The following is a 21,271-nucleotide window of genomic DNA, read 5'->3' as shown; positions in this document are numbered from 1 at the left end:
ATATCGATGTTATTCAATTCCCTACCCTATCTTTTCCTTTTTTTAATCACGTATCTGATCTACTGGAACGTTTCCGGGCTTTGGAAAAAAAGGGTCCTGCTCGTTTCTTCCGTGATTTTTTACGGTTACTCCCATATCGCGTTTCTCTTACACTTCCTTTTGATCATCGGAGGCAACTTCTACTTTTCCAATAAACTCTTTGAAATCCGGGAAAAAGGAGGATCCACCTCCGCCCTTCTGAAATGGATCGTAGTATTAAACGCGATCAATCTTGCCTTTTTCAAATATTATTATTTTCTAATGGATTCCCTTTCCGCGGTGACCGGGATGCAACTTTGGCAACGTTTAGGAAGTTCGGTGGAAATCCTGCTCCCCTTGGCCATCAGTTTTTATACGTTTCAGCTGATCGCGTTGCAGGTGGACATCCACAGGGGTTTGATTCCCGATCGGATCGGAGCGAGGGATTATTTTTTGTTCATCCTATTTTTCCCGCAGTTGATCGCAGGTCCCATCATGCGTTCCACGGATTTTCTTCCTAAGTTGGATCATCCCGAGATCGACAAGGATCGAATGAAACGTGGCCTGTGGCTCCTTATCTTCGGATTGTTCAAAAAATCCATTTTAGCGGATTCGATCGCGGGAATCGTAGGGCCTTTGTTCTTGGAGCCGGGAACATACCACGCGGCTTCGACCTACTTCGCCATGTTCGGTTTTGCGTGTCAGGTTTATTGCGATTTTTCCGGTTATACGGACATCGCCCGCGGATCAGCTTTCTTACTCGGATACGACATTCCGGAAAACTTTCGAGGCCCGTTTTTATCCTCCTCCTTTCGGGAATTTTGGGGAAGGTGGCACGTCACTCTTTCGACCTGGCTCCGCGACTACATCTACATCCCGTTAGGCGGAAGCAAAAAGGGGGAATTCAGATCCCAATGGAACATGTTTTTGACGATGTGTTTAGGTGGACTCTGGCACGGGGCGAACATAGCCTTCGTCCTTTGGGGAGCTTATCTGGGATTGATCTTGGCGTTGGAACGGATTTTGGAACCTAGGCAAAACCTTGTTTCGACCGAAACAAAACCCGCGTTTACTTGGATAAAAACGTTGCGAATCGCGTTTACGCTTCACCTTTTTATGTTTTCCGGTCTTTTTTTCCGAGGCGGATCGGCCGGTAAAAATGCGGTTCCGTTTATGCGGGATCTTCTTTCGAGTTACGGAAATATTTTTACCGGAAAAATACTTCCTCGTTGGGAGGAATTATTTTTATTCATCCTACTTACGATGGGGTTTAACTTCTTCCAGTATTATCCGAATTGGATGGGTAAATTGGAAAAACGTTCCGCGTTTCTGATTCCCGTTTTAAGCGTGTTATTACTTTTGTTATTGGGTGTTTTCGGGGACGGCGGAGGGGAATTTATTTATTTCCAATTCTAAGTTGTTCCGAAATTAAAAGAAGGACTTTCCCGAGAGGAGGAATGGATGAGAAACCTACGGCGGACCACAACCGCTCTTTTCCGCTTTTTCTTGATTCTCTTCCTGTCCCAGTGTGCCTCCTCATCCTGGATTCGCACCCTTCCCTACTCCGGATCGGAAATTTCGCTCGCCACGATTCCGGCCGGACTTTATGTGAGAAATCGTCCGGAACGTTCCCATAGAAACACGCTATATTATAAAAATATAGTACACGAAAATATACTTTTGAATTCGGGAACCGGAAGATTCGAAAAATCGACTCGTAGGGAAATTAAGGATAAAAACGAGTATAGGACCACGATCGTCGTCGGCAAAGGGATCTATTCCGTTTCCGGAAACTGGGTCTTATTAGAAACACAGGAAAAGGCGGAACTATCGTATTCCGGAAATTCGGAACCGTTTCAAGTTGAATACGCCCCGTTTTCGCATAAATTATTGTATCACTATGATTCCGAAACGAAAACCCTCGTCCCATTATTGTATGAAACCGGATACGAGGAAAAAAGCTACGGGCTCCTGGACGGAATGAGCGCTCCTTACGCGGAGGATCGTTTTTTTGCGATCGCAAGACGCAATCTTCTCAAAAAGGAATTCCAGTTTCACGCATATTTTTATAAACCATGAATTTCGAAAATTCCATGAAAGTCCGTTTACAAAGATTGGGTTGGTTGGTGCCCGCAGCGAACCTGATTTTTCTTTTGGCGGCCGTTTTTACGATCCTCGGATTGGAGATCACCGTCAAGGAAAAGATCGTATTCGGAACGTTATCCGTGGTGCTCCTTTACTTAGTAAATTATATATTTATTATATTCAACCTGATCAAACGTGTATTCCCCTCCGAGGAAGTGCGCGGAAAAATCATGAAACGTTACCGCAAAGGCGACGATAGAATGCAGAACTATCTTTTTCCTACGGACTTGGAGGACGAAAACTATGAAATTTTCGCGAGGACCCTCACCTACAATCCGATCGGAGGAGACTTCTATAATTTTTTAAAAGACTCCCGCGGAAATTACTGGATCGGAATCGGCGATTCGGTCGGACACGGTTACTTGGCCGGCCTTTTCAGTATGATGATTTTTCAGCAAATGTCCCTTTTGGTTCACGCACATTCCGCACCCTACGACGTGATCGAAGAGATCAACGAAAAACTTTCCCGAAGGATAGAACGTTATCCTTCGTTCAATTCGAGTTTATACGCTACTTTCCTTCTGATCAAAGCCGATTCGGAGGGAAACGTGGAACACTCGGGGCTTCATCCGAGTTTCGTACATTACAAAAGTGAAACAGGAACCACGGAGCTCGTGGAAACGGACGGGAAATTCATTTCCAACACGATGAATGCAAGTTTAAAAAACGTCCACGGCCGGAGAAAATTCGACATGAAACCGGGCGACATCGTCTTTTGTTTTACGGACGGGCTTTACGAGCAGAAGGGAAACGGAAATCTTTATTTCGGAGAAAGTCTTTTTCGCTTTATCGACGAAGTTCCGAAAAATAGTCTGAAAAAAATTGCGGAAGATTTATTCGAGGAGATATTGGTTCATACAGGTGGAAGAATCCAAGACGATATGACCATCCTGATGATGCGTAAGAAGTAAATGTTGGAATATACCGAGCTTGAAAAAAAAATCCTTTCGATAGTCGTTTTGGAAGATCGAGACACACGCAAATTGGGAAGAATCCTACAAGACACCGCTCTCGTGACAGGCATGAGCGAAGATGAAATCATAGATTTCCTCCCGTTCGGTCTCGAGGAGGAAATTAAAATTCTCCAAACGGAATACAATTTCTCCGCCTTCAAAAAAGCTCTCGTATCCAAACTTACAAAACGGACGTATTCCCCTCCCGGTTTATCCGAACCGATTCCGGAAACGATTCGACCTTCTTAATTAGAAATTTCTTCCACTCCAAAAAAACGGGAAAAAAGTTCTATCTTGATTCGTAAGGGAAATGGGAAGTCTCGTATGTTCGAAGATCGTGACGCTTTGAAAGATCAAACGACCGTTTCGTGGGAAATCGAAAAATTCGATTTTTAACCCGTGAAGGCAAGTTTTCATCGTATCTTCATCGAAAAAAGAAAAATCCACGCATTGACCGACCCTACGTATGATATTTCAGGAAGGAACGAATTACTTTTTCATTCTTGCCAATCCGGATTCCGTGGTTCGACTCAAAGCGAAGGCGGATCTTTTCTATGATTTCAATACGACGGACATCGAGGAACTTCCGCATCTGTTTGCGTCGTTTGGACTGATACCTAGATTTTTATATTCGGTCGAATACAATCGTAACTCGTATCCTTCCCGAAGTATGCGCAGCAAGGCGTATCTTCGTTACGAAAACGGCACGATTCACTCACCCTCCGAACGTTTTCCGGAAACCACGTTCGAAATCGTCGAAGGTTCCCGGTATCCCGTGAAACAGAATCCACACCGCCCTTTGGGAAAAATTCCTTTTTCCATATCCAGAGAGGAAAACGAACTCACAACCTTAGGAACGTCGAGAAACGGGGAATTCAAACTCTTTCGTCAAAGAAGGAATAAAACGGTTTCGACACGTTATCTTTCATTGAAGGATATCGTAAACCCGGAACTATCGGAAGCCGACGTGGAAAAAAAAATAGAAAGCCTGTATTTCGACGCAAAAGGGAAAAATTTTCTATTTAGACTCGTTAAAATCCTGTACTCTGGTACCGCCTCCGAAGAACAGACGATCGTATCCAATTTATTCAGCCACGAACCCGAATTCGCGGTTTTTCTGCGTGATAAAATCTTTCAAATCGAAATCCTACCTTTGATCCACGGTCCGTTCTTAAATCGGATACTGATATCGATGGATGAACGAATCGTACGTTATTCTCTGGCCCGTCTTTCCCCGCCGGTCAGGAGTATGATAGAAAACAATATCTCTAAAAACAAACTAAAATCCGTACTCGCATCTCCGATAAAAAAACCTGAATCGGGAGAATCTCTAGAAGAGACGATCGAAAGGGAGATCTACAGGAATTTTTCTAGGAAAATATATTACGAAGATGGAATATTCTCGATTTATCGTGAAAACGAACGGGAAATAAAAACCGATCCGAATACCGCGCAGGAAGTTCGATTCCGCAGCGTCTCTAATCCGGATAAATTTAATTTTCAGATCAGCGGAAAAAATTCCATCGAACTCTACGCAGTTACGGAACGTATGATCCTTTTCCGCGTGTCGGAGTGGATCGAAATCCTCCGTTTCGACACTCTGATCTCCAAACGGGAACGGGACGAACAGTTCTTTTTAAAAATTCCACCCGGAAGAATCCTGGAAATTCCGTATTACCCGACATTCCGACTCGTTTGTGGAGCCGGGGTAACGACGGAAAAAAAAACGTTCGAATGTTGCGTTTTGAGTTTCGACTATTGATTGGTCCTGATCCGGGATACTGCTTCCTTCCAAATCCGAATCTCTTTTTCCCTCTGCGGCCCTTTCATCTGGGGAGAAAATTCTTTGCTCGTTTTCAGCTTTTTCTTGAGATCCTTGACGGAGGGAAAAAATCCTCGTTCCAATCCGGCTAAAAATGCCGCGCCCAATACGGTCGTATCCACGTTTGCCGGCCGAACGACTCGTTTTCCCAGTATGTCGGATTGATACTGCATGAGCCACGAATTTCCGGTAGCACCTCCGTCCACTTTCAACACCTTAAGTTTCGATCCGGTATCGTTCTCCATAGCTTCCACCAGCTCGTACGATTGTAGCGCGATGGACTTAAGCGCTGCACGAGTGATCTGCTCCGCCGTTGTATCGCGTGTCAATCCCAAAACCGCTCCTCTCGCGTTCATATCCCAATAGGGAGCACCTAACCCCGCAAAGGCGGGAACGAAAACCACGTCGTCCTCTTTCTTTACCGAAGCCGCCAGCTTTTCCGAAATTTTGGATTCCTTAAAGAATTTCAAATTATCCCGTAAAAATTGAACGACCGCGCCTCCTATAAACACGGAACCTTCCAGGCAATATACGGTTTTTCCCTCGGGTCCGCAGCCCAACGTAGTCAATAAATTATTCTTAGAAATTTGAAAGTTATTTCCGGTGTTAAACAGCAAAAAACAACCCGTTCCGTACGTATTTTTCGCCTCTCCCGGTTCGGTGCAAAGTTGCCCGAACAAAGCTCCTTGCTGATCCCCGACTAAGGAGGAAATGGGAATTCCGTCGGGAAGCCCTTTTACCTTTTCCGTTCTTCCGAATAAGGAACTGGAATTATGCGCCTCGGGCAGAATCGCTTCCGGAATTCCCAAGGCCTGGGTGAGCTCGCGATCCCATTCCTTTTTCTCTATATTATAAATCAATGTTCTACTTGCGTTCGTATGGTCCGTCTTATGCGACTTTCCGTTGGTAAGTCTGTAGAGAAGATACGTGTCTATCGTTCCGAATAGGACCTTACCCTTTTCAGCGCGGGTCTTGACCCCTTTTACGTTCTCCAAAATCCACTGGATTTTCGTTCCGCTGAAATAGGCGTCCAACACCAAACCCGTCTTTTTCCGAAAAAGAGGTTCCAAACCTTTGGACTTCAGATCCATACACGTATTCGAAGTCCTTCTACACTGCCATACGATCGCGTTGTACACCGGCTTGCCGGTATCCTTGTCGAAAAGTACGGTAGTCTCTCTCTGATTCGTAATACCGATTGCGACCGCGTTTTCCGGTTTTAACTTTCCGTTTTTGATCGCGGTAAGAATGAGTCTTTCGGTTTTCACCCAGATTTCCTCGGCGTCGTGTTCCACCCATCCCGGTTTTGGATAGTGTTGTTTGAATTCGGAATACGCGCTGGAAATGACGTTTCCGGATCGATTAAAACAAAAAGTTCGAATCCCTGTGGTTCCCGCGTCGATACCGATGATATACTCGCTCATGGGCAAATTCCTTCTCCCTAACTTTAAACTATAAGATTCGATTCCGCTTTACGAAAAGAATAGGAACTTCAAATTTCGAGTTCCAATCCTTCGTAAGCCATGATGATTTCCAGTTGATTGTCCGGGTCGAACATTTCCTTGTATTTCAAGGCGCGTAGATAAACGGCGTCCAACTTTTCGTCGTCATACGAAGGATCGTGATGGAACATCACCAGTTTTTTCACGTTCGCACGCAACGCGATGTCGGTGGCCATCGACGCGGAACTGTGACCCCAGTCGATTTTTTGAAGCGACTCTTCGAACGTATATTGTGTGTCGAACACGAGCACGTCCGCCCCTCGAAAGTAATTGAGGTAGTCCTGGATATTTTCCATTTCATCCAGATTGAATTCCGCGTCCGAAGCGAAGATCAACGACTTACCGTTTTCCTCGAAACGATACGAAAAACTTCCCCCCGGATGACGGACCGATTTGGAAATCGCGGAAATGGATTCTGTAACGGGAAACGCTTTTCCTTCGGGAATGAACTTAAACGTTTTGGTGGAACGAAACCCTTCGTAAGGAACCGGAAAATGTGTGAACGCGTGTTGGTATTTGAGCCGTTCCTCCAGGTTGTCCACGGAGCTGATGAATTCAAACGCATTTCCGGGCGAATACAAAGGAACAAAAAAAGGAATCCCTTGGATATGGTCCCAATGTGTGTGGGTGAAGATCCATTTTGCCTTTCCCTTTCCCTCCAAAAAACCTTCGTGCAAAATCGAATTTCCGAGTTCGCGTAAACCGGTTCCTCCGTCCACGATGACAAGATTGTCTTTTTGATCTCGGATTTCGATACAGGTGGTGTTTCCCCCGTAGGTGCTCCAACTGGAAAGAGAAAGCGAGTCCAAAAAAGTATCGATGGCCTCGGGACTTTGGATATCGGCCGGAGTCGCCAAACTGAGGATTTTTTGAACCTTATTTCGGATCGATTCCCCACGAACGGAAGAGGAAATGGAACCGCGAACACCCCAAAATTTTATGCGCATAATTTAAAAAAACAGCCTTGAAACGAAGAGGATTTTTCAGGAAAATGTTGTCTAAAATTATCGATTCCTTTAGGATTTCCAGCTAATTCTTTTTATTTATGAAAAATTTCTTCCAGTAGGAAGGCTCGGAAAAAAATTTTGTTTACCGAGTATGCCGATCGAATAGGATTCAAAACAAGTTCCGAGCAAAGCAATCGTGGAAAACTTTAACACAGAAATCCTCACAGAAGGAATTACCTGCACTATTCGGATTCAAGGGAGCATCAGTCTCAAAAACGCGTTCGCTCTGAAGGAATTGATTATCAAAAAACACGGAGAGGGATTCACGGATATCGTGCTCGATTTTTCCGGAGACGCGTATTTGGATTCTTCGGGAATCGGTGCGATCTTCAATTCCCAGAAATACGTCACAGAACGCAGCGGCTCCCTCAAACTCAAGAACATCAGCCGGGACGTGATGACGATCCTAAAAATCGCCAATCTGGATAAACATCTGGATATCATCCGCTAAATCCGTTTGGAAATCTTTCGGTTTTATACCCGCAGCCCCCTACGAAATTTCACGTATATCCTTCATAATCCGGAACTCGGGAAAACCCTTTCTCTGGATCCGTACGATTCCGCTCCGATCCGGAAATTCCTCGAAGAAAAAGGATGGAACTTGGATTTCATTCTCAACACGCACGAACACGCGGATCATACCTCGGGCAACGAGGGTTTGGTGAATTTGTATTCTCCGATCGTTTATGCTCATCCCGGGGCGATCGGCAAAATTCCCCACGCGACCCATCCCGTAAAAAAGGGGGATCGAATTCTCGCGTCCCAAAACTCTCATTTGGAAATTCTGGATACTCCCGGACATACCTTTTGCCACGTTTGTCTTTTGCTCGTTGAAGCAGGAAAACGAAAGGCGATTTTTACGGGTGACACTTTGTTCAACGCAGGCGTCGGTAATTGTTACCGAGGAGGAGACGCGGAAATCCTGGCCAAAACCGTTTTGGAGCAGTTTTATCCGATGGAAGACGAGATTCTTTTGTACCCGGGACACGACTACTGGGAGACCAATCTTCGATTTACCCTTTCCTTGGATCCCAACAACCCCTCGGCTCTCGAGGAGATCCGGCGTTTGGAAACCTTTGCACCCGACGAAGATTTTCCGACGAACGATTTGGCCTTGGAAAAAAAAATCAACGTATTCTTGCGTTGTCAGGATCCCTCCTCGGATTTGAAGCAAGCCGTCCTCCAAAAAACCGGTCAAAGCTGGGATCCGCGTCTTCCCAAAAACTTCTTCGTTTCCTTACGCACGCTCCGCGACAAATGGTAATTCTTCCGGAAATCGTTTGCCCTAAAACAAGGCGAGCAAAATGTGTAACTATTACGGTTCTTTTTTAAGAATTCGATACGAATCTCTTTCCGTTCACGCCGATCGGTATTCGTTTTGAAACCGAGATTCGCAAGGATTTCGCATTGAGACGCTAAACGTTATGAAACACTACGACATCATCGTAATCGGAACCGGGGGCGGAACCAAACTAGTCACCCCTCCTTCGAAATTGGGGTACAAGGTGGCCGCGATCGAAAAGGAAAGCCTCGGAGGAACCTGTCTCAACCGAGGTTGTATCCCGTCTAAAATGCTCCTCTATCCCGCGGAAATCATGACCCTCGCCGCCCGATCGGAAAAGTTTCAAATCCGATTCCCGGAGAAACCGCAGGTCGATTTTAAAACATTGATCGAACGTATTTCCAAAACCGTGGACGACGATTCCGCTTCGATTCTTCCCGCGTATGAAAAAAATCCGAACATCGATTATTTCGCCGGCACCGCGCGTTTTCTTTCCAACGATACGATTTCCGTCAACGGAGAAACCCTAAAGGCCGATCGGATTTTCATCGCGGCGGGAGCCAGACCCGCGATTCCGGACATACCGGGTTTGGATTCGGTTCCGTTTATGACCAGCAGAGAAGCGCTCCGCAGAACCGAACTCCCCCGATCCATGATCGTAATCGGAGGAGGTTTTATCGCCTTGGAATTAGGGTTCGCGTATTCCGCGTTCGGCACCGACGTAACCTTTTTGGTGCGGGATCGAATGTTGAAACACGAAGACAAGGAAATCACCGACGAATTCGAACGGATTTTCACCCAAAGCCACAACGTATTACTGCGCTCTAAAATTCAAAAAATTGAATATTCTGAAAATATGTTTTTTGCGGACGTCATCGCCGACGGAAAAACGGTCCGCCTCGAGGCCGAAGCGCTTCTCGTTGCGACCGGCGTCCGTGCGAACACGGATCTTCTCGGTTTGGAGAACACGGAAATCCAAACCGACGAGCGCGGTTACATTCGGGTCAACGAATACCTGGAAACCTCCGTTCCCAACGTATATGCGTTGGGTGACGTAATCGGAAGATATTTTTACAGACATTCGGTCAACTTCGAGGGGGAATTTTTATTCCGCACCTTATACCGGGAAAAAAAGCGAGTTCCCATCGAATATCCTCCGGTCCCTCACGCGGTTTTCACTCATCCGCAGGTGGCCAAGGTAGGAAAAACGGAAGAGGAATTGATCCTCGAAAACGTCGATTATATCTCGGTGAAAAATCCGTACAGCGCGAGCGCCACGGGAATGGCCCGTCTTTCGGATTCCGGATTTATCAAACTTCTGGCGGAGAAAAAAACGGGTCGTGTTCTTGGAGCACACGCGATCGGAGACGAGGCTTCCAACGTCATTCACCTCTTCATTCTTTTGATGACTATGAACGGAACCGTAGACGACCTGCTGAGGATGATCTACATCCATCCCGCGCTTCCGGAGATTGCGCGTAACGCGGCTCGAAAGGCCAAAGAACTTTTACAAACGAACTAAGGACGGAAAAAAACAGATCATGAAATTCGCTCTTCAAATCGAAGCCCTGACTAAGACGTATTCCGGAGGTGTTCACGCGCTCCGTGGAATCGATCTCAACGTGGAAAGCGGAGATTTCTTCGCGCTTTTAGGACCGAACGGAGCGGGAAAGTCCACGACCATAGGAATCTTAAGTTCTCTCGTAAATAAAACTTCCGGAAAAGTCCGCATCTTCGAAGCGGACATTGACGTCGATTTGGCGAAGGCGAAATCCTACATCGGAGTCGTTCCTCAGGAGTTCAACTTCAACATCTTCGAAAAAGTGGAACAGATCGTCGTCAACCAAGGCGGTTACTACGGAATGGAACGTAAACTCGCCGTCGAACGCGCCGCTGAATACTTAAACCAACTCGGCTTGTACGAAAAAAGAAAGGAAGGAGCGGGAAGACTTTCAGGTGGAATGAAACGAAGATTGATGATCGCACGCGCCCTCATCCACAATCCTAAAATTCTGATCCTGGACGAGCCAACGGCCGGTGTGGACATAGAACTGCGCAGATCCCTATGGGAATTTTTGCAGAAACTGAATGCTTCCGGGGTCACGGTGATCCTGACCACACACTATCTGGAAGAGGCGGAAAGTTTATGCAGAAATATCGCGATCATTGACCAGGGAAAAATCGTGGAAAACACTACGATGAAGGAACTTCTGCAGAAGCTGGATCACGAAACATTTCTTTTGGATTTCAAGGGAACGTTCCTTCCGCATACGAACGTTCCGGGGGTGGAAATCAGACAGATCGACGACTCCACTTTAGAAGCGTCCCTCTACGAAGACGCGTCCTTAAACGATCTGTTTCGGATTTTGGAATCGAGCGGAATCAAAGTCGAAAGTATGAGGAATAAATCCAATCGTTTGGAAGAGCTTTTCCTGAAATTGGTGGAGAAAAAACCATGACCGTAACGGAACAATTCAACGCGTTCAAAACAATAGTCATCAAGGAAACCGTTCGTATCCTGAGAATCTGGATTCAAACCTTGATCCCTCCCGGAATCACGATCACTCTTTATTTCATCATCTTCGGAAAGTTAGTCGGATCGCAGATAGGAAACATTGGAAATCACACGTATATTCAATTCATCGTTCCCGGTTTAGTGATGATGTCGGTGATCATAAATTCGTACAACAACGTGGTTTCCTCCTTCTTCGGGGCAAAGTTTCAGAGAAACATCGAGGAACTACTCGTATCTCCCACTCCTCCGTCTCTCATCGTATTGGGTTATACCGTGGGCGGAATCGTACGGGGAATTTTGGTGGGTTTACTAGTAATCGCGGTTTCCTTGTTTTTCACACGACTGGAAGTATATAACGTTTTTATGCTGCTCGGAACCGTCGTCCTCAGCTCCTTTCTGTTTTCCCTGGGCGGATTTTTAAACGCTTTGTTCGCGAAAAAATTCGACGACGTGACCATCATTCCCACTTTCATACTTACCCCGCTTACGTACCTCGGGGGCGTGTTTTATTCGATCGAAATGCTTCCTCCTTTTTGGCGGAATCTTTCGCAACTGAATCCGATTTTGTATATGGTGAACGCGTTCCGATACGGTTTTTTGGGAGTAAGCGACATCCACCCGGGATTCGCCTTGGGGATGATCGTAATATCCACGATAATCACATATTCGATTTCCGTAATACTTCTAAGGAGAGGTTATGGAATCAGAAGCTGAACGTTTGCGCGGATCGTCCCTGAGCGTACAAGAAGGAATACTGCGTCTACTGAAAACGGAACTACTACCTTCCTCGATCGAGGTTTACGATTACAGTTCCGAACACGCGGGGCATTCCGGAAACCCGGGGCACAAACTCGAGGGAACCCATATTCGAATTACGGTCGTATCCGGACTTTTTTCCGGCAAATCCAAAGTGGAACAACACAGAATGGTATACGATCTACTTCGTCCCTGGATTACATCCGGACTACACGCGATCACGCTCGAAACCTCGGAGCCCGTATAATTTAGGATTGTAACAAAACGGGGATCGGAAAAGCTAAAACGAAAAACGTTTTGAAATGCCCTCGAAACGAAATGAAAGGTCTAAAAAAAAGAACGATGACGATCGAAGAAATAAAAAACAAAATCCAGTCGGGACTTCCCAATTCCAAGGTAACGATCCTGGATCCCCACAAGGACGGGGTCCATATAAAAGCGATCGTGGTTTACGAAGGATTTCAAGGTAAGTCGATGTTGGAACAACACAGAATGGTATACGAAACTCTTAAGGAAGAACTAAAACAGGAAGTGCACGCGCTCGCACTCGAAACGAGGATACAAGAATGAACGAAACCGCAAAAAATACGATCGAAGGATTGATCAAAGAAAACAAGGTATTTCTTTTTATGAAAGGAACTCCGGAGGCTCCGATGTGCGGCTTTTCCGCCGGTGTGTCTAACGTATTGCGAAGTTTGGGGATCCAATTCGGATCGTTTAACGTATTATCGGACGAATCGATCCGTCAAGGAATCAAAGACTACGCGAATTGGCCGACGATACCGCAACTTTACGTCAACGGAGAATTCATCGGAGGTCACGACATCGTAGTGGAAATGGCCAGAACCGGGGAACTTCAAAAGAAGGTGGGAACGATCCCGGCGTAATGAAACTCTACCAATACAGAACCTGCCCGTATTCTTCGTACGTCCGTGAGGAATTCGAAAAAATGGGTTTGGTTCCGGGAAAGGATTACGAACTCGTGGAAGCCAGCCGGGGAACTCCCGGAAGAGAAGAGGTGATTCGCCTCGGAGGTTTGAGTCAGGTTCCTTTTTTGGTAGATGGAGATACGAAACTGTATGAATCGCGGGACATCGTCGCTTATGTACGTCGGAAACGGGGGTTTTAAAATCCCAAAAGATCCAGGATTTTATTTCCTACGTCCCGGTTTTTCCCTTCGTACGGATAATTGTGTATGTACAAAACCGGATTAAAGTTCAATTCCAAAATTCTATAATCGCCCTTCTGTTCCAAATCCTTGAGAATGATATCCACTCCGCAGATTTTAGCATTTACGGACCGAGCGGCTTTTACCGCTAGTTCCTTATAAAACGGATGGGTTCGGTCAGTAACGTCGAGAGAATCTCCTCCGGTACTGATATTGGAATTCCTACGAAGAAAGATCTTCTCCCCGGACTTCGGAATCGAATTCTGATCCAAACCGGATTGGCGTAAAACTTCCAATTCGGTGTCGCCGAGTTGAATTTTTTCCAATGGAGTAACGTGTCCGATTCCCCTTCTCGGGTCCCCGTTTTTGATTTCCACCAAACGTTCAACCGAACTGATTCCGTCTCCCGTAACGTTCGCCGGAATTCGATTGCAGACCGCAACGGTCTCTTCCCCGATCACCAAAAAGCGAAATTCGTTTCCTTCCGCAAATTCCTCCACGATGACGGACTCTGAATGATGAAACGCGATTTGGATCGCCTTCTTTGCGTCTTCCGCAGAAGCTCCGGGGGAAAGGATCGTAATTCCGATTCCGAAATTCGTGGTCACAGGTTTTACCACCATTTTTTGGGAGGAGTGTCGATTCCAAAATTCGAATGTTTCGACTGGATCCCCGAACGCATCTCCGGCGGGCACAAGCAGACCGGCTTCGATCAGTTTGATTTTCGTAATCGTTTTGTTCTCCATGATCAAGAAGGTCATGTAGGAATCCAGATCCGTTTTAGAAGCCTCTTTCACGTATTCGGTTTTTCCGGAATCGTTTTTGATCCGTATAAAATGACTCTTACGATCCAGGATCTGAACTTCTAAACCTCGATTGAGAGCGTCCCGGATCACGATCTGAGAGGAAATTTCCAAATCCTCGAAACCTTCCAGGATAAAAAGATCGGGAGAAAGCCGCTCACCCGATCCCAACTTCAATGATTGCATAACTTAACCGTTGGATACTGAGTTTGGGATTCTTCCCGTTCCAATTGTTCCTTCTCTTGAAAAGAACGTAACGCTTCCTTTTCGATCCGAGACAAGGTTCCCGGAGAATATTCCAAATAGGAAAGCGCTCTTCTATTTTCCCGCGCCAATTCCATCCCCTTGTCCCGGAATTCGATATCCCGTTTTAGGATTTCACAAAGAAGTTTTCCGGAAGGGGTTTTGAGCGGATCCTTCCATTTTTTGATCTGAAAATCGATCGCATCCTGATACGTTCTGCGTCCCGTATGTCGATCCAACAACTTAGCGTAGTTTCGCAGAGATTCGGAGTATTCCTCTCCCGTTTGAAGAAAATTTTTCTGACTACCGTCCACATCCACGGTAAGTTCCGGTTTCCGCCCTTCCCAGATCACCTTATTTAGATTTTCCTTATGTATTTTTCTTTCCGCTTCTTCTATAGGAGGGGAATCGTTCAAAAGAGAATCCAGAAGGATCAGTTGCGTAAACGCGAGATTGTGTCTGCATACTCCCACGGGAGAATACGGATCGATATCGAGAGAACGAATTTCGACGTATTCTATCCCTCGTTGCAAAAGAGCGTCTAACGGACGTTCGTCGCCTTTGGGAACCTGTTTCGGACGTACGGGCGAGTAAAATTCGTTTTCTATCTGAAGATAATTCGGATTGAGTTGTCTGTCCGGTCCAGTCTGAAATTTTTCGTATTCCTCATACGGGGTATGAACCGCATAACACATACGATCCACGTATTCCCCCAGGGAATTGTAATGAATTCCCAGACTGTCCTGAACGCTGCTGGTATAACCGATTTCGCTCATACGAAGCGAGGTCGCGTGTAGGCAATAACGCGTAAAGTTCTTGTGTTTATCGAAACGAGGATCGTTCGGATCGGTTAAAAACGTGGAATCGAAAACCGCGGAAGAACCGGTCAAATACGTGAGATAGTGCACCCTTCTTAAAAAATTTCGAATGACGTGCAGATACAAGGAAGAGATTTCCTCTTTGGTGAACTGGGAGATTTCCTTACGCAAAAACTGCCGCAAAAAAACGTTGGAAAAAGAGAAGTTGTAATGAACCCCCGATATGGTCTGCATCCTCCTACCGTAGCGAAGCCCGAGTCCGTTTCGATAAATCGTTTTCCACTTTCCCGAAGGAGAAGTTCCGTATTGTCCAAGAGGAATTTTGGATTCGTCCTCGGGTAAAATCGGAGGCATGCTGAATGGCCAAATCAGTTCGTTGTTCAGCTTTCGGATCGTATAGATATGCAAATCCTGTAATTCTCTAATATTCGCTTCGATTCGGGGTCGGGGATGGGTCGCGTATTCCAACTGCGGTTCCGCAAAATCGGTTTTGATATAATGATTGGTCAGACTGGATCCGAGATGTTCCGGGTGAGGCGTGTCCGCGAGGGTGCCGTCCGGTTTGACCCGCATACTTTCTTTTTCCAAACCGTGTTTGGCTTTGACGGCGTGTCTCAGAAGTAGCTCGAGGGAAAGTTCCTCCAAATCCGGTCTGGTTCGTAGGTTCGTTTTCAAAATCCGCCTGTGGCTCCTTCTCCACGTGGATCGGAAGCTCCGAAGAGTTTTCCGTTCTCCCGTTTGACGGAAAACAACTTCGCGAAGTTCGGTGCGATTCTAAGATCGTGTTTCCTCACGGAAAGTCCGTCGAATACGTTCCGTTCGTTCACCGGTTTTTCGATAAAAACCGCGTCCGGAAAAAATTGATGATGGATCCTTCCCCTCGCTACGGATTCGTACAGAGTGAGTTTAAAATCCAAATTGTAAATCAAGGACTGCAATACCGCGTTTACGATATACGAACCTCCCGGAGCACCCGTAGCTAAAACGGTTTCCTTTCCTCGGAAAACCAACGTGGGAGACATACTACTCAGAGGAGTTTTTTTCGGAAGAATCGAATTGGCCTCCGCCCCAATCAAACCGTAGACGTTCGGTTCTCCCGGAGCCCGACTGAAATCATCCATCGTATCGTTGAGTACGATCCCGTAACCCGGGATTACGACCGAGGCGCCGAAACGAAAATTGATCGATTGAGTCGTCGCTACCGCGTTGCCTTCCCGATCCATGACCGAGATATGCGTGGTCTGGGGAGATTCCGCCCTCGGATTCAGATCCTTCAAATACGAGGAACTTTCGGAAGCGGATTCCGGATCGAAGTCGGAGATTTTCTGTTCCGCGTATTTTTTCGAGAGCAGCAGTTCCACGGGAATATTCGTAAACTGGGGATCTCCTCCTAAAATGGCCCGGTCCGCGTATCCTCTTCTCATAACTTCCGCAAGGAAATGATAATATTCCGTCGCGTCCTTTTCATACAGTTCCCGAAGAGGTTTGGTTTCGGCCATCGATAACATCGTAAGAAGGTGAATTCCCGAGGAAGGCGGAGGCATCGTAAAAATCGTATAATCTCTGTAAGTCGATTTTAGCGTTTTCTTTTCCAGAACTCTAAAATCGTTCAAATCCCGAGAGGAAACCAATCCTCCGTTGAGACGCATGGCCGTAATGAGAGACAATGCGATTTTTCCGCGATAAAATTCCCTGTCCCCGGATTCGGCGATGAGGTTTAGACTTTTGGCAAGATCTTTCTGGATCAAAAGTTCGCCGACTTTCGGGGCGTTCCCGTTTACGAGAAAAATCGACTTCATTTCTTCGTCCATATCCTTTGCGGATTTTTGGATCGCAGAACGAAGATCGGGATAAACGGGAAACCCCTGTTCCGCCAACCGGATCGCGGGTGCGATCACGGTTTTTAAGGGAAGTTTTCCGTATCGTTTGTGAATCTGCACAAGACCGGCCACGTTACCCGGAACACCTACGGCCCGATAACCGAAAAGAGAATCCTCTTTCGGTTTCTTCTGATACATATTTCGAGACGCCGCTCCGGGGGCACGTTCCCGAAAATCGAACGCAATCGGTTCCGGAAACTCCTTCAGATACAATACCAAAAACCCGCCTCCCCCCAAACCGGTGGAATGGGGTCGAGTAACCGAAATCGCGAAGGAGGTCGCGATCGTTACGTCCACGACGTTTCCGCCCAACTTGCCGACTTCCACGCCGGCCGCGGTGGCTTCCGGAGAATCGGAGGCGATCATAAGTGATTCGCTTTCGCTGAAAAAATCGGAATGTCGTTTTTCGTGCGCCGGAAGGACGAGCAAATCCGTGGAAATTTTTTTGCCTTCTACGGTGAGAGGAAGTTCCCTACAGGAAACGAATAAAATAAGGATAAGGATCGATACGGTTTTTGATTTCATCGGGGTTTATATTTCGGAAACGATTTCAGGATTTTTTTCCGGCGAAAAACTCGAATTCGATGCCGTCCTTGCCGGCTTTGAGTTTGGCCCTTCCTCCGGCTTTCAAAATTCCGAAAAGAATTTCCTCCGAAATTCGTTTGGAGATATGAGTGTCCAGCCATCTTTGTACGGGCCTTGCTCCGAACTCGGGCGTATATGCCTGCGTAGCAACGTATTGCAACACGTCTTCCTGAAACTCCAGTTCGATTTGTTTAACGTTTAATCTTTCCTGTAAAAGAGCAAGCTGTTTTGCAACTACTTTGGTTACATTTTCCGGATTCAAGGAAGAGAATTCGATCACCGCGGTAAGACGGTTTCGAAACTCTGGGGAAAATTGACGTTCGATCGCCTTGGTGCTCCGATCCTCCAAAACGTCGTTGCCAAAACCGACCGGATTGGTCGCTCTTTCCCTCGCTCCCGTATTCGTGGTCATGACCAGAATCACCTGTCTGAAATCCGACTTACGACCGTTGTTGTCGGTAAGGGTGGCGTGATCCATAATCTGCAACAGAATATTATAAATATCTTCATGAGCTTTTTCGATTTCGTCCAAAAGCAGGACACAATGTGGATTGCGATACACCGCGTCCGTCAATTGTCCTCCCTGTTCGAAACCTACGTAACCGGGAGGGGAACCGATCAAACGGGAGACCGTATGTTTTTCCATGTATTCGCTCATGTCGAATCGAACGAGCTCCACTCCGAGTATCTCGGCAAGTTTCCGTGTGAGTTCGGTTTTTCCCACTCCGGTCGGTCCCGCGAAAAGAAAGGAGCCCACCGGTTTCCCGGGCTCCGACAAACCGCTTCTTGAAAGTCGAATGGATTGGACGAGTTGATCGATCGCCGAATCTTGTCCGAAAATTTTTTGCTTCAAATCCTGATCGAGATTTTTGAGTTTTTCCCGATCATCCGCTTTGACCGTCACCGAAGGGACCTTCGCGATTTTGGAAACGAGTTCCTCGATCTCCCGAACGGTCACCGTCTTTTTTCCATTCTCGCGTAAACGAACCCTCGCTCCCGCCTCGTCCAAAAGGTCGATGGCCTTGTCGGGAAGTTTACGATCGAGAATGTATCGTGCGGATAACTCGGCGGCTTGTTCGACGGCCGAAGCGGAATACTTCACCCGATGGAACGATTCGTATTTTCCGAGTAATCCTTTCAGGATCTCGACCGTCTCCGAAACGGAAGGCTCGCCGACTTCCACCTTTTGGAAACGTCTCGAAAGCGCATGATCCTTTTCGAATATGGATTTATATTCCTTGTATGTGGTCGTTCCGATACAACGTAATTCTCCGCTGGACAAAGCGGGTTTTAAAAGATTGGAAGCGTCCAAAGAACCGCCCGAAACCGCGCCCGCTCCTATGATCGTATGGATTTCGTCTATGAACAAAACATGATCTTCCTGGGAAGTGATCTGAGTCACCACGTTCTTGAGTCGTTCCTCGAACTCCCCTCGGAATTTCGTTCCCGCCAAAAGTAGTCCCATGTCCAACGAATAAACCTTCAGATTCTTCAACGGTTCCGGAACCTTTCCGTCTACGACCTTCTGCGCCAAACCTTCCACGATGGAGGTTTTTCCCACCCCGGCCTCTCCAACGAAGATGGGATTGTTCTTTCTTCTTCTGCAGAGAATGTGGATCGTCCGGTCCAGTTCGTCTTCCCTTCCTACCATCGGGTCCAACTTTCCTTCCCGGGCCTTGGCCGTGAGATCGACGCAGAACGCCCGCAGCGGATCCTGGATTTTCTCCCCGTCCTCGTTGATGGTTTCCTTTTCCCGTTGTTTTCTATCCTTGCGGATTCCATGAGAAATGTATCGAACTATATCCAATCTGGATACATCCTGAGTTCCCAAAAAATACACTGCGTTGGACTGATCCTCCCGAAACAAAGCCGCGAGCACGTCCCCCGCATCCATCTTTTTATTGCGCGTGGACTGAACGTGGAATTCGGCGAGTTGTAATACGTGTTGCACTCCGATCGTATAAATCGGATCCACTTCTCCGGAGGATTCCGGAAAGGACTCGAGTTCCCGATCCAAATACTGACTCAATTCCTGTCGTAAACGTTCCAAGTCGGCGCCGCAGGCTTCCAAAACCTCCTGACCCACTCCGTCGAACGTGATCGCCAAAAGGATATGTTCCAGTGTGATGAATTCGTTTCTTCTTTTTTTGGCTTCTTCCCAGGCCTTTTTTAAGGTGCGCTCCATTTCTTCGGTAAGAATCATGATTCTTCTTCTCCTTCCTCCACTTCCATCGTACAATGTAGAGGGTATCCGTGTTGTTCGGCCAATTGTTGTACTTGTATGACTTTGGTTCTTGCCACGTCGTGCGAGTAAACGCCGCATAACGCTTTACCGGTGATATGCGCCTTGAGCATGATCTGCTGACTTTCGGCGCTGCTTCTGTGAAAGACTACTTGTAAAATCCATACGACGAATTCCATCGGAGTAAAATCGTCGTTGAGTAGGATGACTCTGTATTTGGAAGGACGTTTGAGATTGACCTTTTCTTTGGTTAAGGTTTGTTCTTCTATATCGAAACGGAAGATATCGCTCATAAATTCCGTTCCTTTTCCTCCGAACGCGTTGTGTCCTCGGAAGGAGGATCGATCCGCAATTCGCGCAGAGGAGATTGTTCGTTTGTGTCCTCGATCATTTCCCGCATGTGCAGTCTCTCTTCGTTCAAAAAACGTTCAATCGCATTTCGCGCTCCGGGATGAAAAATACGATGGGAACTAAACGTCGAAACCGCGGGAAACCCGCGTAAAAATTTGTGTTCTCCCTGAGCACCCGCTTCGAAAAGACGAAGTTTATGTTCGATGGCGTATTCGATCAAACGGTAAAAACAACATTCAAAATGAAGATGGGGAAGATATTCCACACAACCCCAATACCTTCCGTACAAAACATCCCCTTTGCGGAAATTCAGCGTCCCCGCAATCGGAGTTCCGTTTCTATCCGCGAGAACGAGTACGATACGATCGCGTAAACGCTCCCAAGCCAAATCGAAAAAACGTCGGTTTAAATACGCGGATCCCCATTTGCGGGAATGTGTATCCGAATAAAAATTCCAGATCGCGTCCATGTCCGTTTTTTGTATTTCATTCCCTTCCACGACCCGGATGTTCAAACCGTAACCGCGGACGATTTCTCGTTCCCGTTTGATCTGCATCCTTTTTTTGGATTTAAAATCCGCCAGAAACTCGTTGAAATCCGAATAGTTCCTGTTTTTCCAATGATACTGATGCGAAAGCCTCGTAACGAAACCGTACTTGCGTAAAACCTCCGCTTCTTCCGATTCCAAAAACAAAAAGTGAATCCCGGACAAACCCACCTCCTCGGAAAAACGAAGCAGTTCCGGGATCAAAATCGAGGCCACCTCCTCCAAAGAAATTCGGGACGTATGGAGAATCCGTTTTCCGTTGGCGGGAGTAAACGGAACGGCGACCAAACCTTTGGGATAATAACGCAAACCGGATTGTGCGTAAAACTGCGCCCATTGGAAATCGAAGATATATTCTCCGTAGGAATCGTATTTTTTAAAAAAGGGAATCGCTCCGCCGAAAACTCCGTTTTTCCAAAACGTACAAAAGGAAATTTCCCAAGCGGTGGAAGTACCGATGCAACCCGATTCCTCCAAAGAAGACAAAAAGTCGTATTCTAAAAAGGGATTTTTCGGATCGGAAACGGAATCCCAATCCTCTTTGGAAATCGATCGAACGGAATTTAGGAATTCGACTCGGATATCGTTGGAAAAGGAGGACATTCTTTCTCTTTGGACTTGCCTGCTCGCCGTT

At 46.7% G+C, this 21,271-nt stretch carries 22 protein-coding genes; 14 read left to right on the top strand and 8 right to left on the bottom strand.

All coding sequences use genetic code 11. The annotated features are described in order from the left end of the window. Window positions 1-6: 6 nt before the first annotated feature. The 5 genes from EHQ17_RS06875 to EHQ17_RS06855 all read left to right on the top strand — a co-directional run bounded on the left by EHQ17_RS06875 (window position 7) and on the right by EHQ17_RS06855 (window position 4,878). The gene (locus EHQ17_RS06875; protein ID WP_135592351.1) at window positions 7-1,434 is read left to right on the top strand and encodes an MBOAT family O-acyltransferase; all 1,428 of its coding nucleotides are present in this window, start codon (window positions 7-9) and stop codon (window positions 1,432-1,434) included. Window positions 1,435-1,479: 45 nt separating this feature from the next. Next, the gene (locus tag EHQ17_RS06870) at window positions 1,480-2,097 is read left to right on the top strand and encodes a hypothetical protein (protein WP_135592349.1); all 618 of its coding nucleotides are present in this window, start codon (window positions 1,480-1,482) and stop codon (window positions 2,095-2,097) included. Further along, on the top strand, window positions 2,094-3,074 hold the full coding sequence (locus tag EHQ17_RS06865; RefSeq protein WP_135592347.1) for a PP2C family protein-serine/threonine phosphatase: 981 nt from the start codon (window positions 2,094-2,096) through the stop codon (window positions 3,072-3,074). Before EHQ17_RS06870 ends, EHQ17_RS06865 begins: the two co-directional genes overlap by 4 nt. Then, window positions 3,075-3,365: a hypothetical protein gene (locus EHQ17_RS06860; RefSeq protein ID WP_135592345.1), complete on the top strand. Its 291-nt coding sequence runs from the start codon at window positions 3,075-3,077 to the stop codon at window positions 3,363-3,365. 217 nt (window positions 3,366-3,582) lie between these two features. Beyond that, window positions 3,583-4,878: a PH domain-containing protein gene (locus tag EHQ17_RS06855; protein ID WP_135592343.1), complete on the top strand. Its 1,296-nt coding sequence runs from the start codon at window positions 3,583-3,585 to the stop codon at window positions 4,876-4,878. Here the strand turns inward: EHQ17_RS06855 and glpK are convergent. Further along, on the bottom strand, window positions 4,872-6,362 hold the full coding sequence (gene glpK / locus EHQ17_RS06850; RefSeq protein WP_135592341.1) for a glycerol kinase GlpK: 1,491 nt from the start codon (window positions 6,360-6,362) through the stop codon (window positions 4,872-4,874). The genes EHQ17_RS06855 and glpK overlap by 7 nt on opposite strands. A 68-nt stretch (window positions 6,363-6,430) precedes the next feature. Next, window positions 6,431-7,387 (bottom strand): MBL fold metallo-hydrolase, encoded by a 957-nt coding sequence (locus EHQ17_RS06845; RefSeq protein WP_135592339.1) that lies wholly within the window; start codon window positions 7,385-7,387, stop codon window positions 6,431-6,433. 196 nt (window positions 7,388-7,583) lie between these two features. On the opposite strand from EHQ17_RS06845, the gene EHQ17_RS06840 reads away from it, so the two are divergent. The 9 genes from EHQ17_RS06840 (at window position 7,584) to EHQ17_RS06800 (ending at window position 13,129) form a co-directional block, all read left to right on the top strand. Beyond that, entirely contained in the window at window positions 7,584-7,898 is a 315-nt protein-coding gene (locus EHQ17_RS06840; RefSeq protein WP_135592337.1) for an STAS domain-containing protein, read from the top strand. A 6-nt stretch (window positions 7,899-7,904) separates the two neighbouring features. Next, complete coding sequence (locus EHQ17_RS06835) at window positions 7,905-8,711, top strand: hydroxyacylglutathione hydrolase (protein WP_135592335.1); 807 nt, start codon at window positions 7,905-7,907, stop codon at window positions 8,709-8,711. A 160-nt stretch (window positions 8,712-8,871) separates the two neighbouring features. Further along, complete coding sequence (locus tag EHQ17_RS06830) at window positions 8,872-10,251, top strand: dihydrolipoyl dehydrogenase (protein ID WP_135592333.1); 1,380 nt, start codon at window positions 8,872-8,874, stop codon at window positions 10,249-10,251. 19 nt (window positions 10,252-10,270) lie between these two features. Next, window positions 10,271-11,188: an ABC transporter ATP-binding protein gene (locus EHQ17_RS06825; RefSeq protein ID WP_135592331.1), complete on the top strand. Its 918-nt coding sequence runs from the start codon at window positions 10,271-10,273 to the stop codon at window positions 11,186-11,188. Then, a complete protein-coding gene (locus EHQ17_RS06820; protein ID WP_135592329.1) occupies window positions 11,185-11,958 on the top strand; it encodes an ABC transporter permease in 774 nt (257 codons plus the stop codon). The genes EHQ17_RS06825 and EHQ17_RS06820 overlap by 4 nt, the downstream gene beginning before the upstream one ends. Window positions 11,959-11,977: 19 nt before the next feature. Then, the gene (locus tag EHQ17_RS06815; RefSeq protein ID WP_135592486.1) at window positions 11,978-12,247 is read left to right on the top strand and encodes a BolA family protein; all 270 of its coding nucleotides are present in this window, start codon (window positions 11,978-11,980) and stop codon (window positions 12,245-12,247) included. A gap of 95 nt (window positions 12,248-12,342) precedes the next feature. Continuing rightward, window positions 12,343-12,570, top strand: a complete 228-nt coding sequence (locus EHQ17_RS06810) for a BolA/IbaG family iron-sulfur metabolism protein (protein WP_135592484.1) — start codon at window positions 12,343-12,345, stop codon at window positions 12,568-12,570. After that, window positions 12,567-12,887 carry a Grx4 family monothiol glutaredoxin gene (gene grxD, locus EHQ17_RS06805; RefSeq protein ID WP_135592327.1) on the top strand — a complete coding sequence of 107 codons (321 nt, stop codon included), beginning with the start codon at window positions 12,567-12,569 and terminating at the stop codon, window positions 12,885-12,887. Before EHQ17_RS06810 ends, grxD begins: the two co-directional genes overlap by 4 nt. After that, window positions 12,887-13,129 carry a glutathione S-transferase N-terminal domain-containing protein gene (locus EHQ17_RS06800; protein WP_135592326.1) on the top strand — a complete coding sequence of 81 codons (243 nt, stop codon included), beginning with the start codon at window positions 12,887-12,889 and terminating at the stop codon, window positions 13,127-13,129. The genes grxD and EHQ17_RS06800 overlap by 1 nt, the downstream gene beginning before the upstream one ends. Here EHQ17_RS06800 and gshAB read toward each other — a convergent pair. From gshAB to EHQ17_RS06770, 6 genes are all read right to left on the bottom strand, one after another. Continuing rightward, window positions 13,126-14,157, bottom strand: coding sequence for a bifunctional glutamate--cysteine ligase GshA/glutathione synthetase GshB (gene gshAB / locus EHQ17_RS06795; RefSeq protein ID WP_135592324.1), 1,032 nt, complete (start codon window positions 14,155-14,157; stop codon window positions 13,126-13,128). The two genes, EHQ17_RS06800 and gshAB, sit on opposite strands and share 4 nt — an antisense overlap. Continuing rightward, on the bottom strand, window positions 14,145-15,605 hold the full coding sequence (gene gshA, locus EHQ17_RS06790; RefSeq protein WP_246057449.1) for a glutamate--cysteine ligase: 1,461 nt from the start codon (window positions 15,603-15,605) through the stop codon (window positions 14,145-14,147). Before gshA ends, gshAB begins: the two co-directional genes overlap by 13 nt. Window positions 15,606-15,703: 98 nt before the next feature. Then, window positions 15,704-17,437, bottom strand: coding sequence for a gamma-glutamyltransferase (ggt, locus tag EHQ17_RS06785; RefSeq protein WP_135592320.1), 1,734 nt, complete (start codon window positions 17,435-17,437; stop codon window positions 15,704-15,706). 25 nt (window positions 17,438-17,462) lie between these two features. After that, window positions 17,463-19,700: an ATP-dependent Clp protease ATP-binding subunit ClpA gene (gene clpA / locus EHQ17_RS06780; protein ID WP_135592318.1), complete on the bottom strand. Its 2,238-nt coding sequence runs from the start codon at window positions 19,698-19,700 to the stop codon at window positions 17,463-17,465. Next, window positions 19,697-20,032 (bottom strand): ATP-dependent Clp protease adapter ClpS, encoded by a 336-nt coding sequence (gene clpS / locus EHQ17_RS06775; RefSeq protein WP_135592316.1) that lies wholly within the window; start codon window positions 20,030-20,032, stop codon window positions 19,697-19,699. The genes clpA and clpS overlap by 4 nt, the downstream gene beginning before the upstream one ends. Then, window positions 20,029-21,240: a GNAT family N-acetyltransferase gene (locus EHQ17_RS06770; protein WP_135592313.1), complete on the bottom strand. Its 1,212-nt coding sequence runs from the start codon at window positions 21,238-21,240 to the stop codon at window positions 20,029-20,031. The genes clpS and EHQ17_RS06770 overlap by 4 nt, the downstream gene beginning before the upstream one ends. Window positions 21,241-21,271: the final 31 nt, after the last annotated feature.

The organism is Leptospira gomenensis (genome assembly GCF_004770155.1).
Classification (GTDB): Bacteria; Spirochaetota; Leptospiria; order Leptospirales; family Leptospiraceae; genus Leptospira; species Leptospira gomenensis.
This window is presented reverse-complemented; position numbering and strand designations above follow the sequence as displayed.